This window comes from Methylophilus sp. YYY-1, assembly GCF_029132825.1.
In the GTDB taxonomy this organism is placed as follows: domain Bacteria; phylum Pseudomonadota; class Gammaproteobacteria; order Burkholderiales; family Methylophilaceae; genus Methylophilus; species Methylophilus glucosoxydans.
This window is the reverse complement of the sequence record NZ_WOVG01000001.1, coordinates 349,194-367,661: the sequence shown is the minus strand read 5'-3', so window position 1 is coordinate 367,661 and position 18,468 is coordinate 349,194. Positions and strand designations below refer to the sequence as shown.

Annotated in this window: 17 protein-coding genes and 2 tRNA genes; 12 read left to right on the top strand and 7 right to left on the bottom strand. The window is 51.2% G+C overall.

The window, feature by feature from the left end; genetic code table 11:
* Window positions 1-3 precede the first annotated feature (3 nt).
* From GOC95_RS01625 to gloB, 4 genes are all read right to left on the bottom strand, one after another.
* A complete protein-coding gene (locus GOC95_RS01625) occupies window positions 4-1,029 on the bottom strand; it encodes an ABC transporter permease (protein WP_275355286.1) in 1,026 nt (341 codons plus the stop codon).
* 3 nt (window positions 1,030-1,032) lie between these two features.
* Window positions 1,033-2,640 (bottom strand): peptide-binding protein, encoded by a 1,608-nt coding sequence (locus GOC95_RS01620; RefSeq protein ID WP_275356376.1) that lies wholly within the window; start codon window positions 2,638-2,640, stop codon window positions 1,033-1,035.
* A gap of 125 nt (window positions 2,641-2,765) precedes the next feature.
* Window positions 2,766-4,334, bottom strand: a complete 1,569-nt coding sequence (locus tag GOC95_RS01615) for a transglycosylase SLT domain-containing protein (protein WP_275355285.1) — start codon at window positions 4,332-4,334, stop codon at window positions 2,766-2,768.
* 210 nt (window positions 4,335-4,544) lie between these two features.
* Window positions 4,545-5,324 carry a hydroxyacylglutathione hydrolase gene (gene gloB, locus GOC95_RS01610; protein WP_275355283.1) on the bottom strand — a complete coding sequence of 260 codons (780 nt, stop codon included), beginning with the start codon at window positions 5,322-5,324 and terminating at the stop codon, window positions 4,545-4,547.
* Window positions 5,325-5,414: 90 nt separating this feature from the next.
* Between gloB and GOC95_RS01605 the strand changes: the two genes are divergently transcribed.
* The 7 genes from GOC95_RS01605 (at window position 5,415) to rfbD (ending at window position 10,894) form a co-directional block, all read left to right on the top strand.
* Window positions 5,415-6,194 carry a class I SAM-dependent methyltransferase gene (locus tag GOC95_RS01605; protein WP_275355281.1) on the top strand — a complete coding sequence of 260 codons (780 nt, stop codon included), beginning with the start codon at window positions 5,415-5,417 and terminating at the stop codon, window positions 6,192-6,194.
* A complete protein-coding gene (gene rnhA / locus GOC95_RS01600) occupies window positions 6,160-6,609 on the top strand; it encodes a ribonuclease HI (protein WP_275355279.1) in 450 nt (149 codons plus the stop codon). The genes GOC95_RS01605 and rnhA overlap by 35 nt, the downstream gene beginning before the upstream one ends.
* A gap of 13 nt (window positions 6,610-6,622) precedes the next feature.
* Window positions 6,623-7,303: a DNA polymerase III subunit epsilon gene (gene dnaQ / locus GOC95_RS01595; RefSeq protein ID WP_275355277.1), complete on the top strand. Its 681-nt coding sequence runs from the start codon at window positions 6,623-6,625 to the stop codon at window positions 7,301-7,303.
* A 122-nt stretch (window positions 7,304-7,425) separates the two neighbouring features.
* Window positions 7,426-8,511, top strand: a complete 1,086-nt coding sequence (rfbB, locus tag GOC95_RS01590; protein WP_275355275.1) for a dTDP-glucose 4,6-dehydratase — start codon at window positions 7,426-7,428, stop codon at window positions 8,509-8,511.
* Window positions 8,511-9,392 carry a glucose-1-phosphate thymidylyltransferase RfbA gene (gene rfbA / locus GOC95_RS01585; protein ID WP_275355273.1) on the top strand — a complete coding sequence of 294 codons (882 nt, stop codon included), beginning with the start codon at window positions 8,511-8,513 and terminating at the stop codon, window positions 9,390-9,392. The genes rfbB and rfbA overlap by 1 nt, the downstream gene beginning before the upstream one ends.
* Window positions 9,392-9,937, top strand: coding sequence for a dTDP-4-dehydrorhamnose 3,5-epimerase (gene rfbC / locus GOC95_RS01580; protein ID WP_275355271.1), 546 nt, complete (start codon window positions 9,392-9,394; stop codon window positions 9,935-9,937). Before rfbA ends, rfbC begins: the two co-directional genes overlap by 1 nt.
* Window positions 9,938-9,976: 39 nt before the next feature.
* A complete protein-coding gene (rfbD, locus tag GOC95_RS01575; protein WP_275355269.1) occupies window positions 9,977-10,894 on the top strand; it encodes a dTDP-4-dehydrorhamnose reductase in 918 nt (305 codons plus the stop codon).
* A 13-nt stretch (window positions 10,895-10,907) separates the two neighbouring features.
* On the opposite strand, the gene queD is transcribed toward rfbD, so the two are convergent.
* Window positions 10,908-11,354, bottom strand: a complete 447-nt coding sequence (gene queD, locus GOC95_RS01570) for a 6-carboxytetrahydropterin synthase QueD (RefSeq protein ID WP_194747617.1) — start codon at window positions 11,352-11,354, stop codon at window positions 10,908-10,910.
* A gap of 70 nt (window positions 11,355-11,424) precedes the next feature.
* Window positions 11,425-11,598 carry a hypothetical protein gene (locus tag GOC95_RS01565; protein ID WP_194747616.1) on the bottom strand — a complete coding sequence of 58 codons (174 nt, stop codon included), beginning with the start codon at window positions 11,596-11,598 and terminating at the stop codon, window positions 11,425-11,427.
* A gap of 221 nt (window positions 11,599-11,819) precedes the next feature.
* Here GOC95_RS01565 and GOC95_RS01560 point away from each other — a divergent pair, with 221 nt between their 5' ends.
* The 3 genes from GOC95_RS01560 (at window position 11,820) to GOC95_RS01550 (ending at window position 12,772) form a co-directional block, all read left to right on the top strand.
* The gene (locus tag GOC95_RS01560; protein ID WP_228518728.1) at window positions 11,820-12,350 is read left to right on the top strand and encodes a glutathione peroxidase; all 531 of its coding nucleotides are present in this window, start codon (window positions 11,820-11,822) and stop codon (window positions 12,348-12,350) included.
* Between the two features lie 182 nt (window positions 12,351-12,532).
* Window positions 12,533-12,608: transfer RNA gene (locus tag GOC95_RS01555), tRNA-Ala, on the top strand.
* An 88-nt stretch (window positions 12,609-12,696) separates the two neighbouring features.
* Window positions 12,697-12,772, top strand: a tRNA-Glu gene (locus GOC95_RS01550).
* A 174-nt stretch (window positions 12,773-12,946) separates the two neighbouring features.
* Here GOC95_RS01550 and queF read toward each other — a convergent pair.
* Window positions 12,947-13,393, bottom strand: coding sequence for a preQ(1) synthase (queF, locus tag GOC95_RS01545; protein WP_194747615.1), 447 nt, complete (start codon window positions 13,391-13,393; stop codon window positions 12,947-12,949).
* A gap of 79 nt (window positions 13,394-13,472) precedes the next feature.
* Between queF and smc the strand changes: the two genes are divergently transcribed.
* Window positions 13,473-16,982: a chromosome segregation protein SMC gene (gene smc, locus GOC95_RS01540; RefSeq protein ID WP_275355251.1), complete on the top strand. Its 3,510-nt coding sequence runs from the start codon at window positions 13,473-13,475 to the stop codon at window positions 16,980-16,982.
* A gap of 52 nt (window positions 16,983-17,034) precedes the next feature.
* Window positions 17,035-18,468: a cell division protein ZipA C-terminal FtsZ-binding domain-containing protein gene (locus tag GOC95_RS01535; RefSeq protein WP_275355239.1), complete on the top strand. Its 1,434-nt coding sequence runs from the start codon at window positions 17,035-17,037 to the stop codon at window positions 18,466-18,468.

Sequence of the window (18,468 nt, the reverse complement as noted above, 5' to 3'; positions counted from 1 at the left end):
AGCCTAGCGTTGTGGCATGACCCCTTTACGCAAACGCGGATCCGCCCACGCGTAGGCCAGATCAGCCAATAAGTTGCCCACCAGTGTCAGGGCTGAGCCTATGGTGAGTATGCCCATGACGACCGGGAAATCACGCATCATCACCGCTTCATAAAACAGTTTACCCATGCCTGGAATGGCAAAAATGGTTTCTGCAATCACCGAGCCGCCAATCAAGCCCGGCAGTGACAGGCCGACCAAAGTAATCAGTGGTAGCAGGGCATTGCGCAGAGCATGTCTATAAGTCACGACCCGGTCACTCAAGCCCTTGGCGCGGGCGGTGATCACAAAGTCTTGGCTCAATACGTCCAGCATGCCGTTTTTCACAAACATGGTGACACCTGCGAGGCCCGTCAATGCTGGAATGATCACAGGCAAACACAAATGCATGAACAGATCCTGTGCTTGCTGCCAGGCGTTGAGTTGGTCGTAGTTGAGGCTATGCAGGCCAGAAATCGGAAACCAGGGGTGAATTACGCCCAGCCAGTACATCAGCAACAGGGATAACCAGAAGCCGGGGATAGAAAAACCAATAAAATTAAATAAGGTAATGCTGCGATCTTGCCAATGACTATGTTTTTTGGCCGCCATGACGCCCAGTGGAATCGCAAGGCTCAGCGTCAACAACAAACCAACTAAATTCATGAGCAAGGTCACTGGCAAGGCTTCTTCAATCATGCCGTTGGTGGTATTACCGTCTTTGTCGGTTTCTGACCAAAATACCGGTTTTTGATGGCTGGCAAACGAATGGCCGAAATCAAGGTGCACCATGCGCTCCAGCCATAAGCCATACTGCACGATAATGGGTTTATCCAGATGATAAAGCTCACGCAGTTTTTGCCGTGACTCTTCTGAGGATTTGGGGTCGAACGCAGATTCCGTACTGGTGATATCGCCAGGCGCCAGATGCATGATAAAAAACGAAATCAGACTGATGCCGATCAACATCGGGATCATCCATAACACACGTCTGATTAAATAACGTAGCATGTTTTATTCAGCCTGTATTTGCGCGCGGCGCAGCGGCGCCGGAATATACCATTTTTGTGAGTCGTAGCCGACACCCGCCGGAGGTATAGGATTCATAATCCCTTGCACACGTTTGTGGATGGCGGTCAGCCCGTAGCCGGCAGACAGGTAAACCAGAGGACTGTCGTCATAGAGGGCCTTGGCGAATGCATGATAAATCTGCATGCGTTTTTCCGGGTCAAACTCAAGTCGCCCTTGCTCCAGTAGATGGTCTACTTGAGGATTGTGGTAGCCGATAAAGTTGAATTGCCCAGGATTCTGCTGACTGGAATGCCAGATATTGTACTGGTCAGGGTCCAGACCCAGTCCCCAGCCCATTACCACGGCATCAAAATTACCCGGTTTGATAAAATTGGTCAGTAAACTGGCCCATTCCAGCGTACGCAAGCGGGTATCAATCCCGACTTCCTTGAGTCTGCGCTGAATAATGACCGAGGTTTTCTCGCGCTGCTTATTACCGAGGTTGGTCAGGATTTCAAATGACAGTTTTTGACCATTTTTGTCTAGATAACCGTCGCCATCGCTGTCTGTGTAACCTGCCTCGGCTAGCAATTGTCTGGCTTTGGCCGGATCGAAGGCATAGGGGTGAAGATCAGGATTGCTCCAGCGCGTGCCCGGCTTGTACGGGGAGGCAATCGCAATGCCGAGGCCAAGATAGACGCCATCAATAATTTCCTGTTTATCAATGGCATAGTTGATCGCTTTACGCACACGCACATCATCAAATGGTTTGCGTTTGAGGTTAAAGCCCAGGTAGGTATAGCTGTTGCCTAGCTCTTTGTATTGGTTGAGCCTGGCTGCGAGTGCCGGTCGCAAAGGAATAATGCGTGCATAGGTAATGGGATCCATGTTCATGCTATCAATATGGTCCGCCATGAGCTCGAGAAATTGGGCGGCTGGATCAGGGATCACGCGTTCGACCAACGTTTCGATATTGGCGGGACCCATCACAGACTTGGGGTTGCGGCTTAATTTGATGTATTCGCCGTGTCGCCATTCCTGAAGCTGGTAATAATGACTGCCTAACGGTTTTTGCGCAAAACTGGTGGTATGTATATCCTGTCCTGCCAGTTTGTGTTTAGGCAGCACTTGCAAACTGGCCCAGCTTTCGAGCGCGGGTGCAAAGGGCTGCGAATAGTGCACGATAAACGTTTGTGGATCAGGCGCTTCTGCCTGGGTGACGAGTTGATAATCAGAGGCATAAGGGCTATGCGTTTTTTCGTCTGTGATCAGCTGCCAGGTGAAAAGCACATCCGCACTGGTAAGCGGCTTGCCATCGGCCCATTGCAGATTGGGTTTGAGCTTGAAAGTGATGGTCTTATTGTCGTCTGCGACTCGCCAGGAAGCGGCTAATTCGCCGGCCAAATCCAGATTCTGGTCGTATTTGAGCAGTGAATTAAACAGGTAACTGCCAATTGCCAGCGAGGCGGATTCGCCAGCCACCATACCGATCATGCTGCTCGGATCTGAGGGCATGGCACTCATCAGCGTGCCCCCGGCCTGTGGTGGGTAGGCCTGATCAAAAGCCAGTGTCTCCTGGTTGGCCTGCTCTGGACTACAGGCTGACAGCATGGCCGCCAGAGCCATGGTCATCATGGCATGGCGCACGTATCCTCGGCGCTTGCCTTGCGCATTCTGCGGATAAGACACAACGTGCAAATTGAGCGGTGAGTGTGCAGTGCGCATGATGGGCCGATTTAATGTTTGCTGGACTGACTTTTCTTATGATGAGATGTTGTGCTCTTTTTAGCTGAATCTGATGAAGAGGCGCTATGTTTAGTGTGGCTGCCTGCTTTCTTAGCACCAGATTTTACGCTTGTTTTCGAGTCATGCGATTTTCCAGAGTTCCCTTTACTTGATTTGCTGGCGTGGCTTTCTTGTTTTTGCAGTTGCAATACCTGGCCAGCCGCCAGTTTTTTAGACTTGAGATGGTTCTGTTGCATGATTTGCTGGCTGCTAATGCCATATCGCTTGGCCAGAGTAGACAAGGTCTCGCCAGCTTTCACTTTATGGGAAAAAGTCGTTGGTTCGCTGGATGACTCTTTTTCAACCGGCACTTCTACGGAAAGTTTGGCCATGGCTGCAACATCAATCGGTTTGGTCAGACCAGCTGACTCCACGCTGGCGGGCACTAACAATGGTCGACGGACAATCAGATTGCGATTCGGCTTCAGGTTATTGGTTGCGCTCAATTCGTAAATACTGATATCAAACTTGCTGGCAATCACACCCAGACGCTCACCACGCTTGGGCTGGTAGCTGTGCCAGTTGGAGAGGGGACGGTTGTACGCATTCAGATTTTGTGTAAAGTTGCTGGCCGCCCAGGTTGGTAGCAGAAGTTTTTGATAACTGTTTTCCGTGATGAGAACCGGCCGCGTAAAACTTGGGTTGAGTGCGCTAAACTCCTCCAGCGTAATCCCTGCCAACTCTGCAGCCAGTTTTGCATCAATCTTGTTGGGGGCCTGGACGGTGGTAAAGTAAGGCCGGTTTGGAATTTCGTTGAGCGTCAATCCATATTGTTCAGGCCGGAAAATAATGTTTTTGATGGCCTGCAGCTTGGGCACGTAATTGCGAGTTTCATCCGGTAAGGACAAGTGCTGGTAATCGGTCGGCAAGCCCAGGCGCTCATTGCGCTCAATGGCGCGTGCAACCGTGCCTTCGCCCGCGTTGTAAGCGGCCAGTGCCAAGTCCCAGGCGCCAAACATGGTATAAAGCTTTTGCAGATAATTGAGCGCAGCCTGGGTGGCGGCAGTGACGTCTTTGCGTGAATCTTTCCAGTAGTTCTGCTTGAGGCCAAAGTCTTTGCCGGTAGAGGGAATGAATTGCCAGATGCCTGACGCCTTGCTGGTAGACAGCGCTTTAGGGTTAAAGCCGCTTTCTATCATGGGCAGTAGCGCAATCTCGGTGGGCATGCCTCTTTTTTCAACCTCAACAACGATGTGGTAAAGATACTTTTTACTCCGCTCCAGCATGCGTGAAACGTAGTCTGGGCGAGAGGCGTACCATTGTTCGTGTTTGTTGGTGTAGCTTGAGTCGATGTCAGGCATGTTAAAGCCATCGCGCACGCGGTCCCACAAGCTGTTTTGCAAGGTCAGGCTATCTTCAAACTGATAACTGGAGGTGTAGCCTTCTACGCCAGTCTCTCCATAGCTTTCGTCATAACTGCCATTGTCATCGGACAAGGTGGCTGGTTCCACGTATTCAGCCGATCCGCACCATGGCGAGGCTGACAGTGCAATGCAGACGATGAATCTTTTAAAACGCATGACGGTAATACTTTATCCTGAGAGTGTTGTGCATCCGGCAGGGCGGATACACATGGATTGCTAAATCCGGATGGCCGTAGCGGCCGCGCCGATCTGTTTGAGATAGGCCTAACGCACACAAGCGCTTTAAGGAGGACATCATTCTACGTTAAATTCGGGGGGAGACAAGCCCTTGCCAGCGAGCCCAGACTGTGCTTGAAGGTTGTGCGATCAGAAGTCATTGCGGCGGGTGCGGATCTCGGTAAACACTTCCAGCGCCGAGCGCGATTGAAATTCAGGGCGCAGACGCAACTGTTCACAGCGCAAAAACGGATTGGTCGCCAATTCTTGTGCCAAGGACGTTGGCAGACTGGGGCGTTGCTGATGGCGTAACTCGCGGGTGGTTGCGATACGTTGGAGTAATGCGCGGTTATCCGGCTCTATGGTCTGCGCAAAAGCAAGATTGTGCGCGGTATATTCATGCGCAGGATAAACGAGTGTTTCTGGGGGAAGCGCGGCAATCTGTTGTAGTGAGGTATACATTTGCACAGGCGTGCCTTCAAACAGGCGGCCACACCCTGCACCAAACAGTACGTCGCCGCTAAACAAATGCTGCTGATTGACATAATAAGCCACATGATCAAGTGTATGGCCCGGCAGCGAAAGCACTTCGCAGCTTATTATGTCTTCTGGCAGCAGACTGATAGTGTCCCCGGCGTGGACGGGGATGGTCTGCATGGCCTGATAAGACGGCTGTGAACTGTCTGGGGCATAGACAAGACAGCGCCAATGCTTTTGCAAGCTGGCAGCGCCGCCCACATGGTCTGCATGATGATGTGTGAGTAAAATCCCTTTTAAGCTCAGTTCTCTCTTGCTCAAAGCCTCTTCAACCACGTCGGCATCGCCCGGATCAACCACCCAGGCCAGCGAGCCAGACTGAATTAACCACAGATAATTGTCGCTAAAAGCGGGCAGGGGGATGATTTCTATACTTGCAGAACTTTTGTCCATCACGCATCATTGAAAAAATCATGATGCTTGTCAAGGGAGATGCCCTGGACGGTATTCAAGAGGTGTTTTAAGTGCGTGAGGGAATCTATCTTGCAATCAAGCCAGTCAGTGTTCTTTGAACAAATGCCTCTGGGTCAATATATTGTCGCGCGTGAAACGCCTTTGTACGCGCAGGCCGTGGCTGATGTGTTCGGCTTTCATGCTCTGCAGATCGGATGGTCTGCGCATGACCTGCTCGAGCAGTGTCGGATTCCTTACAAACACTCCCTACAGCTAACCGCCTCGGCCAATGCATCGTTATTATGCGAAAGCGAGTTTTTGCCATTTGCCGAAAATTCAGTTGACTTGGTCTGCATGCCCCATGTGCTGGAGCAGTGTGCGGATCCACAGCAGACGTTACGCGAAGTGTTTCGGGTACTGGTGCCTGAAGGTAGTTTGGTGCTGACCGGGATTAGCCCTGCCAGTTGTTTAGGCATGCGCGCCAGAGTCGGGCAATTCAGGCAGGCAGGCGGTTTCAGCAGATTGTTTACAGCCTGGCGCATTCGTGACTGGTTGAGTGTATTGGGATTTGAGGTCGTGCGTAGTGGTTATTTGATGCACGCTTTTCCATTCAATGATCCTGACTGGCTGGCGCGCCAGTCTTGCCTGGAACGGTGGGGGCCACGCTTGTGTGGCATGAGTGGTGGCATTTATTTCCTGATCGCCAAAAAAAGAGTGCTCAACATCCGTTTGTTAAAACCAGACTGGAAAATGTTGCCGCTGAATCCGGCGTTGCAGGTCAGAAAAGGCCGTTCCAGCATACAAAAAAACGGCCAAAAGCAGTTAGAATGCGCGGATGTCGAATCAACAATGGATAGAAATGTACGCTGATGGTGCTTGCAAGGGCAACCCTGGCGTCGGTGGCTGGGGCGTATGGCTTAAAGCGGGCTCGCACGAAAAATCCCTCTATGGTGGCGAAGCGCTGACCACCAATAATCGTATGGAGCTGACGGCGGTGATTCAAGGCTTGCAGGCGCTCAAGAAACCCTCGCATGTCAGAGTGTATACCGATTCCAGCTATGTGCAAAAAGGCATGACCGAGTGGTTGGCAGGCTGGAAGCTCAAGCAATGGCGTACGGCGGATAAAAAACCGGTTAAAAATGCGGACTTATGGCAACAGTTGGATGACATCGCCAAGCCTCACCAGATTGAATGGATTTGGGTGAAAGGGCATGCCGGCAACGAGGGCAACGAGCGTGCAGATGCCTTGGCAAATCAAGGTGTACTAACCGTGGCGATAGGATAGGAGCGTAGCTTAAATGAGACAGATTTTCCTCGATACCGAGACCACTGGCCTCTATCCCGATCAGGGACATCGAATTATTGAAATTGCTGCGGTCGAGATGTTGAACCGCCGACCAACCCAGCGTCACTTTCACTTGTATATCAATCCCGAGCGTGAGATTGATGCCGGTGCGCAGGAAGTACATGGAATTTCGCTGGAGTTCTTGCAGGATAAGCCGCTTTTTGCGCAAATTGCACAGGATTTCATTGCGTTTATTCGTGGTGCAGAGCTCATTATTCATAACGCTCCGTTTGATGTCGGCTTCCTCAATATGGAGTTGTCCAGGCTTAGCATGGACCCGCTGCCGTCATTCGTCAGTGGTATCGTTGATACCTTGAAAATGGCCAAGGAAATGCGTCCCGGCCAGCGTAACAATCTGGATGCCTTGTGCCGCCACTACGGTATCGATAACTCACAGCGGACCTTGCACGGCGCCTTGCTCGATGCGGAATTGCTCGCCGATGTCTACATTGCCATGACGCGCGGACAAGAGAGCCTGTTGATGGAACTCTCAACCTCCGAGCAACAAACCATGCAAAGCCATATTGAGGTCGACTTTTCTGCAATGAAGCGATTGCCGCCTAGCGAAGAGGAGTTGGCCAGCCATCAGCAATATATAGAAAGTCTCAGCAAGTCAGGCGCTTCACCCTGGTGACGACCGTCTTTTGTTGTGATTTGATGCGGCTCTGCTGCGCTTATTCACTCTTTACATGCCGGGTGCTTGCGGTAGTATCAAAAGATATTTCCAAGTTGTAATCACTATTAAGCAGAGATTTTATGCACACAGACACCATTGTAGTGACCGGGGGTGCCGGTTTTATCGGCAGCAATTTCGTCAATGCCTGGGTAAAGCTGAAGCTGGGTAAACTGGTCAATCTGGACAAGCTCACTTATGCCGGCAACATGGAGAATCTGGCGGAGATTAGCCATGACCCGGACCATGTCTTCATTCATGCGGATATCGTTGACCGTGTTGCGGTGAAGTCACTGCTAGAAACCCATAAACCCAGGGCAGTGCTTAATTTTGCTGCAGAAAGTCATGTAGACCGCTCTATCCACGGGCCGGATGCGTTTATCCAGACCAATGTGGTCGGTACGTTTAACCTGCTTGAAGAGGTCAGGGCCTATTGGCAAGCATTGCCGGTAGAGTCGCAGCAGTCGTTCCGTTTCCTGCATGTGTCTACCGATGAAGTCTATGGCTCACTGGAACCCAATGATCCTGCATTCAAGGAAACCAACCCTTATCAGCCCAACAGTCCATATTCAGCCTCAAAAGCGGCCTCAGATCATCTGGTGCGTGCCTATCATCACACCTATGGCCTGCCGACTCTCACCACCAATTGTTCCAACAATTATGGCCCTTACCACTTCCCGGAAAAACTGATTCCGTTAGTGATTCATAACGCCTTGTCTGGCAAACCCTTACCGATCTATGGTAACGGCAGCAATATCCGTGACTGGCTGTATGTCGAAGACCACTGCAGCGCCATCCGTGAAGTGCTAGCCAAGGGCGAGCCTGGCGAGACATACAATATTGGTGGCTGGAATGAGAAAACCAATCTGGACGTTGTACATACGCTGTGCGACATCCTCGATCAGGAGCAGCCCAAAGCGCAAGGCAGCTACCGCGACCAGATTACGTTTGTCAAAGACCGTCCCGGTCATGACCTGCGTTACGCCATTGACGCCAGCAAGATCGAGCAGACCTTAGGCTGGAAACCTCAGGAAACCTTTGAAACCGGGATCCGTAAAACGGTGCGCTGGTATCTGGAGCATACCCAATGGGTGGCACGCGTCACCAGCGGTGAATACCAGCACTGGCTCAGTACAAACTACCATGAACGTGGCGAGGAGTTGGCATAATGGCAAGAAAAGGCATCGTATTGGCCGGTGGCTCCGGCACCCGCTTATATCCAGTGACGCAAGTCGTCTCCAAACAACTGTTGCCGGTGTATGACAAACCCATGATCTACTACCCCCTGTCCGCACTCATGCTGGCAGGCATCCGGGAAGTGTTGATTATTTCTACCCCGATGGACACGCCACGCTTTAAAGAACTGCTAGGCGATGGCAGCCAGTGGGGCATGCGCATTGAGTATCAGGTACAACCCTCACCCGATGGGCTGGCACAAGCCTTTATCCTCGGCGAGTCGTTCATTGGTAACGACAGCAGCGCCCTGGTGCTCGGTGACAATATTTTTTACGGGCATGAGCTCGGTGACATGGCCATGACTGCCGGTAAACGCGAGCAGGGCGCCACCGTGTTTGCCTACCCGGTCAACGACCCCGAGCGCTATGGCGTGGTCGAGTTTGATGCGCACGGCACGGCCATCAGCCTGGAAGAAAAGCCTACACAACCCAAGTCGCGCTATGCGGTGACGGGGCTTTATTTTTACGATCAGCGCGTGGTTGAGATTGCCAAGAACCTCAAGCCCTCGGCCCGTGGCGAACTCGAGATCACTGACGTCAACAAGCATTATTTGGCCTCTGGGGACCTCAACGTCGAAGTCATGGGGCGTGGTATGGCCTGGCTGGATACCGGTACCCACGAATCACTGCTGGAAGCCAGTGGCTTTATTCAAACGATTGAAAAGCGTCAGGGCCTGAAGATTGCCTGTCTGGAAGAAATCGCTTATCGCCAGGGCTTTATCAATGCAGAGCAACTGGACAAACTGGCGGACAAATATGCCAAGAATGGGTACGGACAGTATTTGAAGATGATTTTAAAAGAGCGGGTGTTTTAATGCTGGTGACTGCGACCAAAATTCCAGAGGTGTTGATTCTAGAACCCAAGGTATTCGGCGATGCACGAGGCTTCTTTATAGAGAGCTTCAATGCGCAAGCCTTTAAACAAGCCACAGGGCTGGATGTGACATTCGTGCAAGATAACCATTCCCGTTCGGCCAAGGGCGTATTACGCGGCTTGCATTATCAAGTCCAGCAAGCGCAGGGAAAACTGGTGAGAGTGGTTGCCGGAGAAGTGTTTGATGTCGCGGTCGATCTGCGTCAGAGTTCTGCGACCTTTGGATTATGGGAAGGCGTGCATTTAAGCGCTGACAATCACCGTCAGTTATGGATTCCACCTGGCTTTGCGCATGGCTTTGTCGTGCTCTCTGACACGGCTGACTTTCTGTATAAAACAACGGATTACTATGCGCCACAACATGAAGCCTGCCTTAAATGGGATGACCCGACGATTGGCATAGACTGGCCGCTGGACATGCCCCCCAGCCTGTCTGCCAAAGATCAGCAAGGGCTCCCCTGGGCACAGGCGCCCAAATTTGACTAATTATTAGCATATTCTTTGATTCGGACCTTGCTCACGCATATGAAAAAAATCCTGTTAACAGGCGTCAATGGTCAAGTGGGGCATGCACTTGCCGCACAGCTGCAACAACAGCCCATTGCTCAAGTACAGCTAATCAGCTGTACCCGCCAACAACTGGACCTCAGTCAGCCAGCGCACATCCGGCAAGTCATCCGCCAGGTCAAACCAGACCTGATTATTAACCCCGCCGCCTATACTGCAGTAGACCAGGCCGAAACCGAGCGTGAACTTGCCTTTGCCATCAACGCCACGGCCCCACAAGTCATTGCAGAAGAGGCCGCACGAGTGAATGCAGCGCTGATCCATTTCTCGACTGACTATGTATATGACGGCAGCAAAGCCACAGCTTACCTTGAAACTGACGCAGTTAATCCAGTCAGTGTTTATGGTGCCAGCAAACTTGCAGGCGAGCAGGCAATTGCTGCGGTTGGCCTCCCGCATCTCATCCTGCGTACCAGCTGGGTCTATGGCAGCTACGGCAAGAACTTTCTCAAAACCATCATTCGGTTAGCACAGAGTAGGGAACAACTACGCATTGTGGCAGACCAGCATGGCGCCCCCACGGCCGATATCGCGATTGCTGAAGCAGTCGCACAATTAATTGAACGCTGGCATCCGCACAACGCTGAACAGACCGGGATTTATCATTTGGTGAATCAGGGAGAAACCAGCTGGTATGGTTTTGCCAGTGAGATTGTGGCGCAGTATCAAGCGCTGGCGCTACAACAGGGGTGGCCCGCCTTGCTACTTAAAGAGCTGCAAGCCATATCAACTGCAGAATACCCAACTCCTGCCAGACGCCCCCAAAACTCAAGGCTGGTTAGTGATAAGCTGGAGCAGGTGTTTGGTGTGCGTTTGCCAGTATGGGATAAGTCACTTGTGACAGTCATGCCAGCGTTGAGTGCGCTGGAAAATTAATTCTGATCGCCGACTATTTCTGATCGAATGCATCCGTCCAGCTATTGGGCGTTTCGTAAAGGCGAACTCTCACCAGCTTGAGCTGATTGCCGAAGGTATCACGATATTGCGCCTTGAGCAGCTTAAAGGCTTCTGCAGCCATGTTTTCTGCGGTCGGTATGGTTGGGAACACCACAGTCTTGTGATTGGGCAGGCTGTTTAGAAAATCCAGTACCGCCGTATCGCCATGGTAGACCAGAAAAGCATGGTCCCAGCGATCGACAATGGTTTCACGGGCAATTCTTTTTACATCGGCAAAATCCATTACCATGCCATTTTCAGAGGCATGCTCTGCCTGAATCACCTCTCCAGACAGTGTAATTTCAATTGCGTAGCGATGACCGTGCAGATTACGGCATTGACTCTTGTGATCAGGAATGCGATGGCCCGCATCGAATTCCAAGCGTGTAGTAATTTCCATCACGCCATTATATCAGCAACCACGGCTCACGCTGATGCGCGATCACGGATTGCAAATGCAAGTGCATGCATCAATACAAATCATCAATATTCATCAATGCATCTTCATCGGCAGAGTAGTGCTTATGACTTTTTTCATAGCTACCATAGCCACTGTCATAATCATCGACTTCATCGCCGGCAAAGTCTTCGAGCATTTGATCGATTTTCTTGAATTTATCGTTAGGTGCTGCTTTTTGTAACATGATGATCTCCCATGACGTTATTCTGTTAACAAAACCTGTCAGTATCAAATTGCTTTAGAACATCTTTAGCATAGACTGTGCCAAGCATGGCAAAGGTTCCTTACAAGAAGGTTAACGGCACCTATTAAAAAAAGTAAAATATGAAAACTTAATTGAGAACAATCAAGCTAACACATTGTCTACAAAGGCATAACACAATCATAACTATTTGGAGAGATGCAATGCGCAGTTTTATATTGATGTTTTTAACCCTGGGGGGGGTATCCATGGCTGAGGCAGAATGTCTACCGTTATACCAGCACCAGTTTAAGACACTGCAAGGTCAAACTGTCGATTTTTGTCAATTTCAGGACAAGCCAGTGCTCATTGTGAACACTGCCAGCAAATGCGGATTCACGCCACAGTTTGAAGCGCTGGAAGCCATGTATGAGCAATATAAAGATAAAGGGCTGGTGGTGATTGGCTTCCCCTCCAATGATTTCCGTCAGGAGCCTGGCAACAACAAGCAGATTGGCGACTTTTGCAAGCTGACTTATTCGGTCAAGTTTCCTATGGTTGAAAAGTCCAGCGTGACTGGAAGTGGCGCCAATCCGCTTTATCAGCAACTGATCAAACAAACAGGGCAGGCACCACAATGGAATTTTTACAAATATCTGATTTTGCCAGGCGGGCAGAAGGTTTATTCTTTTAACAGTATGACACGTCCGGAAAGTGAAGAAATTCTCGGCAAGATCAAACCCCATCTCAAGTAAGTTTCTCAAGGTTTTTACGGCAGGCTCTGTAGCAAAACAAGGCAGGGCCTCATAAAACAAAACGATATAAAGTTTTTTTCATGTTTTCTTATCAAAGTCGTTGACAAGATATCTGGGCATCATTAATATGGCGCCTTCTTTGAATTGCACTGCAAAACAAAGAACTGCAATACCAGAGATTTGGGGGTATAGCTCAGCTGGGAGAGCGCTTGCATGGCATGCAAGAGGTCAGCGGTTCGATCCCGCTTATCTCCACCAAGTGATTGAAAATATTGAATTTTTTAAAAAATAAATATTTTAATTATTTGAAAAACTGGTATAATGCACGGGTTGTTAAATTTCTTAGGTCCCCATCGTCTAGAGGCCTAGGACACCTCCCTTTCACGGAGGCGACCGGGGTTCGAATCCCCGTGGGGACGCCAAAAATCACTCAGTGATTTCTAGCTTTAAATTTCATATTTATTTAAATCACCTGCTTATTAAAGTGCTTACTAAAGCTTAAGTTTCTTTAAGGCTATGGTGTCAAGCTGCGTACAGGTTGCGCAGTAAAAAACCCGGCATTGCCGGGCTTTTGTTTTTCTGCATGGTCAAATGGCTTATCCGCGTATATTACTTTGCGCAGAAAACTGAGAGAGCTCGACAAAAGGTTGTGGCTGCCAGCCTGGGGCACGATGTTCGGCCACCACATTGGTGAAAATGCCACCACGGACATAAAACTTGGCGGTTACGCGCATAAATTTCGGGTCAATGGCAGAGACTAGATCATCCAGAATCTGATTGGTGACCGCTTCATGGAAGCAGCCCTCGTCGCGGAATGACCACATGTAAAGTTTAAGACTCTTGAGCTCAACACATAATTTGTTGGGAATATAGTCCAGATAAATCACCGCAAAGTCAGGTTGACCGGTTTTTGGACACAGGCAGGTAAACTCTGGAATTTCCATATGGATATGGAAGTCTCTCTGCGAATTGGGATTTTCAAAGGTTTCCAGTGTTTTAGTCGGTTGTGCAGTGGGTTTCCCACCAAGTAAATGTTCGTTCATTGTGCGCATGTTTCGTCTTAAAAATGGGTATTATAACGCTTAAGCGACCACTCAAATTCTTATAAGCAGTTTACTTACTTTGCGTCTGACACATTTAAAACTGGCGGGGTTCAAGTCTTTTGTTGATCCAGCGACCATCCACCTGCATGGGCAGCGTGTGGGCGTGGTAGGGCCCAATGGCTGTGGCAAGTCTAACGTCATGGAGTCGGTCCGCTGGGTGCTGGGCGAATCCTCCGCCAAGGAAATGCGCGCCGATGCCATGGACGCAGTGATTTTTAACGGATCTTCGCATCGCAAACCTATTTCGCGGGCCAGTGTCGAGCTCATTTTTGATAACAGCTTGGGTGGTGCCAGTGGCGAGTGGAATCAATATGCCGAAATCTCGGTCAAGCGCGTAATCGAGCGCGATAAGGGCTCAAGCTACTATATTAATAACACTGCGGTACGCCGTCGGGATGTGGCAGATTTGTTTTTGGGCACCGGCCTTGGGGGGCGTGCTTACGCCATCATCGGTCAAAACACGATTTCACGTATTGTTGAAGCCCGGCCAGAAGAGCTGCGCGTATTTCTCGAAGAAGCGGCAGGGATCAGCAAATATAAAGAGCGCAGGCGTGAAACAGAGCTACGCCTGCGTGATACACGTGAGAATCTTGCGCGCGTGGAAGATATTTCACGCGAGATGAACAAGCAGATTCTCAAGCTGGAGGCGCAAGCCGTGGTGACGCAGAAATATCAGTCACTGCAAGCGGCGTACCAACTGGCTGAGGCGCAATGGTGGTGGTTGCGCAAGCGAGATGCTGTGCTGGCTTACGAGGCCGCTTCACAAGCGGTAGCGCACGCAGTGAATGCGCTGGAGGAGAAAGTTGCGGCGTTAAGGCGTTGCGAGCTGGTTTTGGAGCAGGCTCGACAGCAGCATCAGGCCGCATCAGGCGAATTGCATACGGCACAGGCGGCCTTTTACGAGGCCAACGCGCAAGTTTCCAATCTGGATTTACAAGTCAAGCAATCGGAAGAGGCCCGCTTAAGACTGCTGCAACAGCAGCAACAGCTGCAGGGGCAGATTGAGCGTGGTAGCCAGCAGCAAGCGCAGTTACAACAGCAACTGGACGAAAAAACCACGGCACTCGCCTCCGCACAACAAGCGCTGACCGCACAAGCGCAGCAGTTGCAAGCCTTGCAACAGGCTTTGCCTGCACAGTCATTACAGTTGCAAGGCATACAGCAAGCCGCCAGTCAAGCACAGCAAGCCGTGCAGCAATGCCGCCAGCAGATGCAACTGGAGCAGAATAACGTACAGTTTTTGCAACGCAATCTTTCTGAATCCAGCCAGCGCTTGCAACAGTTACAAGATGAGCTATCAGCCTGGGCCTTGCCAGATATGCAGGCCTTGGAGGGGTATAAGCAGAAGCAAGCGCAACAGCAAGCTCAGTTGCAGCAAGAAGAACAGCAGCTACAACAATGGCGGGTAGATGAGCAGCAGCAACAGCAATGGTTGCTGCAAGCCAGGCAAGACTGGCAGCAGGCTCAACGCCAGCTGAACCAGATTGAAGCCGAAATCCAGTCTTTGCAAAAGTTGCAGCAAAGCCTCAAGCAAGACCAGCAACTAGGGCCCTGGTTGCAACAAAGCGGTTTGCAATCAGCGGCGCGTTTGTGGCAGGCGGTACAGGTGGATGCCGCATGGCAACCCGCACTCGAAGCGGTCCTGGGCTATAAACTGAATGCCTTGCTCACTGAATCTTTGCCGATGTTGGCTACATTACCGCATCCGCAAGCCGCTTTAGCCATAGCCATGCATGGAACGGCCAGCGATAGCTTGCCAGACCATTGGCAAGGATTACCCAGCTTATATAGTTTGCTCACGCTCAAGCAGTCGGAAATGGCTGGTGCCTTGCAGCACTGGCTCATGGGTATTTACGTGATTGAGGATGTTGCCCAAGTGGGCCAGTTTCAATCGCAACTCCCGGCAGGCGTGAGTCTGCTTAGCAAGCAAGGGGATCTCTATCAACGCTATAGCGTGGTTTATCATGGCCGCCAGAATGCCATGCAAGGCGTGTTGGAGCGGCAGCAGCAACTGGACAAGTTACAGGCCGGTTTGGAAGCCGCGCAAGCTGCGGTTAATCACACCCAACAGCAGGTGCAACTGATTGAGCAGGCGCTGCAACAGTTGCGCTTGCAACAGCAGCAAGCTCATCAACGGATCAAACAATATACCGCAGCCATGCATGAGGCGCAGATGCAACAGTCAAGCTTGCAGCAGGCCTATGACAACGCGTCGCGCAGGCAAACCGCCTTGCAACAGGACCTGTCTGCGCTGCAAGTACGGCAGCAGAGTCTCAATGACGAGCTTTCGCAAGCGCAAGCCAGGATCGCGCAGTATCAGGCGCAGTTTGCCAGCCTGGAACAGGCGGCGCGCGAAGCGCAGGCCCTCAAGCATCATGCAGAGCAAGCCTATTTTGATGCGCGTGACAGCGTACAGCAGGCTGAAAAAGCGCATCAGTCACAAGTATTCGAGCAAACCCTGTTGCAAAATGCTGTCAATGATTTGCAGCACCGCTTGAGTCAGCTCAGCCAAGAGCGTGAGCATTTGCAATTACGCCTGCAAGAAACCGAGCAAACGCTCGCCGTCAGTGCCATGGAAACCTTGAAGGTACATTTGGCACAGGCCTTGGACAAGCAGCACACTTGTGAGCAGGCGCTGGCGCATGTGCGTAACGATCTGGCGCAGAAAGAAGCCGTTTTGCAGACAGAAGAGCGTCAGCGCATGCAAATCGAGCAGCAATTGCATCCCTTGCGCGACACCGTGGAGCAACAAAGACTTAAACAGCAGGCCTGCCAGCTGCAAGTCGAGCAATGCCAGCAGTCTCTGTCTGAAACGGGGCTGGATGAAGCCTTGCTTCAGCAAGGGCTAAATCATGACAGCAAAGCCGAAACACTGGCACAAACGACCCAAAGGTTACAACAGCAGATCCAGCAACTCGGCGCAGTCAACCTGGCTGCGATTGAAGAATTAGCCAGCGAGCAGGCGCGTAAAGGGTATCTGGACAGTCAACTGCAAGACCTGCTCACCGCCAGCGAAACGCTGGAAGAGGCGATCCAGAAAATAGACCGCGAAACCCGCGGAAAATTGCGCGCAACCTTTGATGAAGCCAACCGTCATTTTGGCGAATTATTTAATACCTTGTTTAATGGCGGCAATGCCAAGCTGGTGCTGTTGGGTGATGAAATTCTGGATACTGGCGTGCAAGTCTTTGCGCAACCGCCAGGCAAAAAAAACACGACCATCCAGTTATTGTCCGGGGGCGAAAAAGCGCTGACGGCCATGGCGCTGGTGTTTGCGCTGTTCAGGTTAAATCCGGCACCGTTTTGCCTGATGGATGAGGTGGATGCCCCGCTGGATGACAGCAACACCGAGCGTTTCTGCCAACTGGTGCGCGTGATGTCAGAAAAAACCCAATTCTTGTTTGTTTCTCACAACAAAATCACGATGGAGATGTCTGAACAGCTAATTGGGGTCACCATGCAAGAGTCGGGCGTGTCACGGATTGTCGATGTGGATATCGAAGAGGCCATCCGCATGCATGCGGCTTAGCGCCAGTTTTGTTGTATCATAATGCAAGCGTTATAAAGGATTGTTAAGTCACATGTCTGATTTGTGGATGATATTGGTGTTGCTCGGGGTCAGCATCGTTCTGGCAGTGGTTGTATTTAACTGGTGGCAGGAAAAAAAATATCGTAGAGACGTTGAATACCGTTTTAGTCATACCCGTAGCGATTTGCTGGATGGCGAGCCTGCCGCCAAGGTCAAAGAGGCTGCTAAGAAAGCTGCCGTGGATACCGTGCCTGTGTCCGAGGAGGTGGAGGGCTGGATGTCTGAGCCCCGTGTCCGTCAAACCGGCGTGCGGCCTTCAGCTCAACCTTCCGTTAAAGTTGAGCCTGAATTTTCCAATCCACCCCCTACGAAATCCGTAGAGCCCGCCAAGCTTAAACCAAAGCCAGCGCCTGCCACTTCTCCGGTCAAAGCAGCGCCTGTTCAACCGATTCATGAGCCAGTGATCAATGTGACCAAGCCAGAAGCGGTCGCCCCACAGGTGTCGGCTTATCAACCGCCAGTCGCAGTGCCAGAGCCGGCTGTGGTGGCAGAGCAACCGACTTTTGCTTTTGAAGTACCGCCAGTCCAGGCCTTGGAAGAGATGCCATCGGCAGAACCGGCTTCCTTGTCCCCGACACTGCCGGACTTGCCGGCTGAAGTTCACCCCTCTATGGATTGGATTGGCTTGATTGATGCGCCGCTAGGCGTCATGTTGGTTGAGCTGGAAGATATGCAAGCTGAGGTACGTACGTTCCCACAACATGCCACCCTCTGGGCGCAGAGCGCAACAACGGGCGAGTGGCAGGATGTATTGGCTCTGGATGCTGCCGCCATGCAAACACAAACGCCCGCCAGTCAGGTTGCTTGCAGTTTGCAATTGGCAGACCGTGGCGGTCCGGTTGATCAGGAAACGCTCAAGCGCTTTCAGAAGTCCATGGAAACATTGGCCAGGGCCTTGGGCCTGACTGTGGTATGGCAGGGCGGATATGAGCCTGCATTACAAGCACAAGCGATAGATGCTTTCTGTATCGACGTTGATAAAGCCGTTGAATTTCATGTGTTAGCCAACCAGGGCATGTTTCATGCGACCAAGCTGCGTGGCTTGGCTGAAGCTTGCGGCATGCAGCTGAGTGCCGAAGGCCGCTTCGAGTTATTGAATGCTGACGGTCAATTAGTGTTTTCAGTACGTAATTACGAGGGCAAGCCATTTTCTGCAGATATGTTGAAATCCGCAGTGATGACTGGGGTGACTTTCCAGCTGGATATTCCTACTACGCCTGACAGTTTGCAGGTGTTTGACCAGATGGTCGAAATTGCACGTCATTTGGCGACTAGCCTCAATGCCGCCCTGATTGACGTCAACCGCAAAGCGATTGGTGATCCACAGCTGGATAAAATCCGCCAGCAACTCAAAAATATCTCTAATGCAATGGCGACGCAGGGGATTATCCCCGGTAGTAGCCATGCCAAGCGCCTGTTCTCCTGA

Excerpts from the sequence above, each read along its gene's own strand:
- GOC95_RS01625 (WP_275355286.1), bottom strand. The coding sequence starts at position 1,029 with ATGCTACGTTATTTAATCAGACGTGTGTTATGGATGATCCCGATGTTG.
- GOC95_RS01620 (WP_275356376.1), bottom strand. The coding sequence starts at position 2,640 with ATGCTGTCAGCCTGTAGTCCAGAGCAGGCCAACCAGGAGACACTGGCT.
- GOC95_RS01615 (WP_275355285.1), bottom strand. The coding sequence starts at position 4,334 with ATGCGTTTTAAAAGATTCATCGTCTGCATTGCACTGTCAGCCTCGCCA.
- gloB (WP_275355283.1), bottom strand. The coding sequence starts at position 5,324 with ATGGACAAAAGTTCTGCAAGTATAGAAATCATCCCCCTGCCCGCTTTT.
- rnhA (WP_275355279.1), top strand. The coding sequence starts at position 6,160 with ATGTCGAATCAACAATGGATAGAAATGTACGCTGATGGTGCTTGCAAG.
- dnaQ (WP_275355277.1), top strand. The coding sequence starts at position 6,623 with ATGAGACAGATTTTCCTCGATACCGAGACCACTGGCCTCTATCCCGAT.
- rfbB (WP_275355275.1), top strand. The coding sequence starts at position 7,426 with ATGCACACAGACACCATTGTAGTGACCGGGGGTGCCGGTTTTATCGGC.
- rfbA (WP_275355273.1), top strand. The coding sequence starts at position 8,511 with ATGGCAAGAAAAGGCATCGTATTGGCCGGTGGCTCCGGCACCCGCTTA.
- rfbC (WP_275355271.1), top strand. The coding sequence starts at position 9,392 with ATGCTGGTGACTGCGACCAAAATTCCAGAGGTGTTGATTCTAGAACCC.
- rfbD (WP_275355269.1), top strand. The coding sequence starts at position 9,977 with ATGAAAAAAATCCTGTTAACAGGCGTCAATGGTCAAGTGGGGCATGCA.
- queD (WP_194747617.1), bottom strand. The coding sequence starts at position 11,354 with ATGGAAATTACTACACGCTTGGAATTCGATGCGGGCCATCGCATTCCT.
- GOC95_RS01565 (WP_194747616.1), bottom strand. The coding sequence starts at position 11,598 with ATGTTACAAAAAGCAGCACCTAACGATAAATTCAAGAAAATCGATCAA.
- GOC95_RS01560 (WP_228518728.1), top strand. The coding sequence starts at position 11,820 with ATGCGCAGTTTTATATTGATGTTTTTAACCCTGGGGGGGGTATCCATG.
- queF (WP_194747615.1), bottom strand. The coding sequence starts at position 13,393 with ATGAACGAACATTTACTTGGTGGGAAACCCACTGCACAACCGACTAAA.
- GOC95_RS01535 (WP_275355239.1), top strand. The coding sequence starts at position 17,035 with ATGTCTGATTTGTGGATGATATTGGTGTTGCTCGGGGTCAGCATCGTT.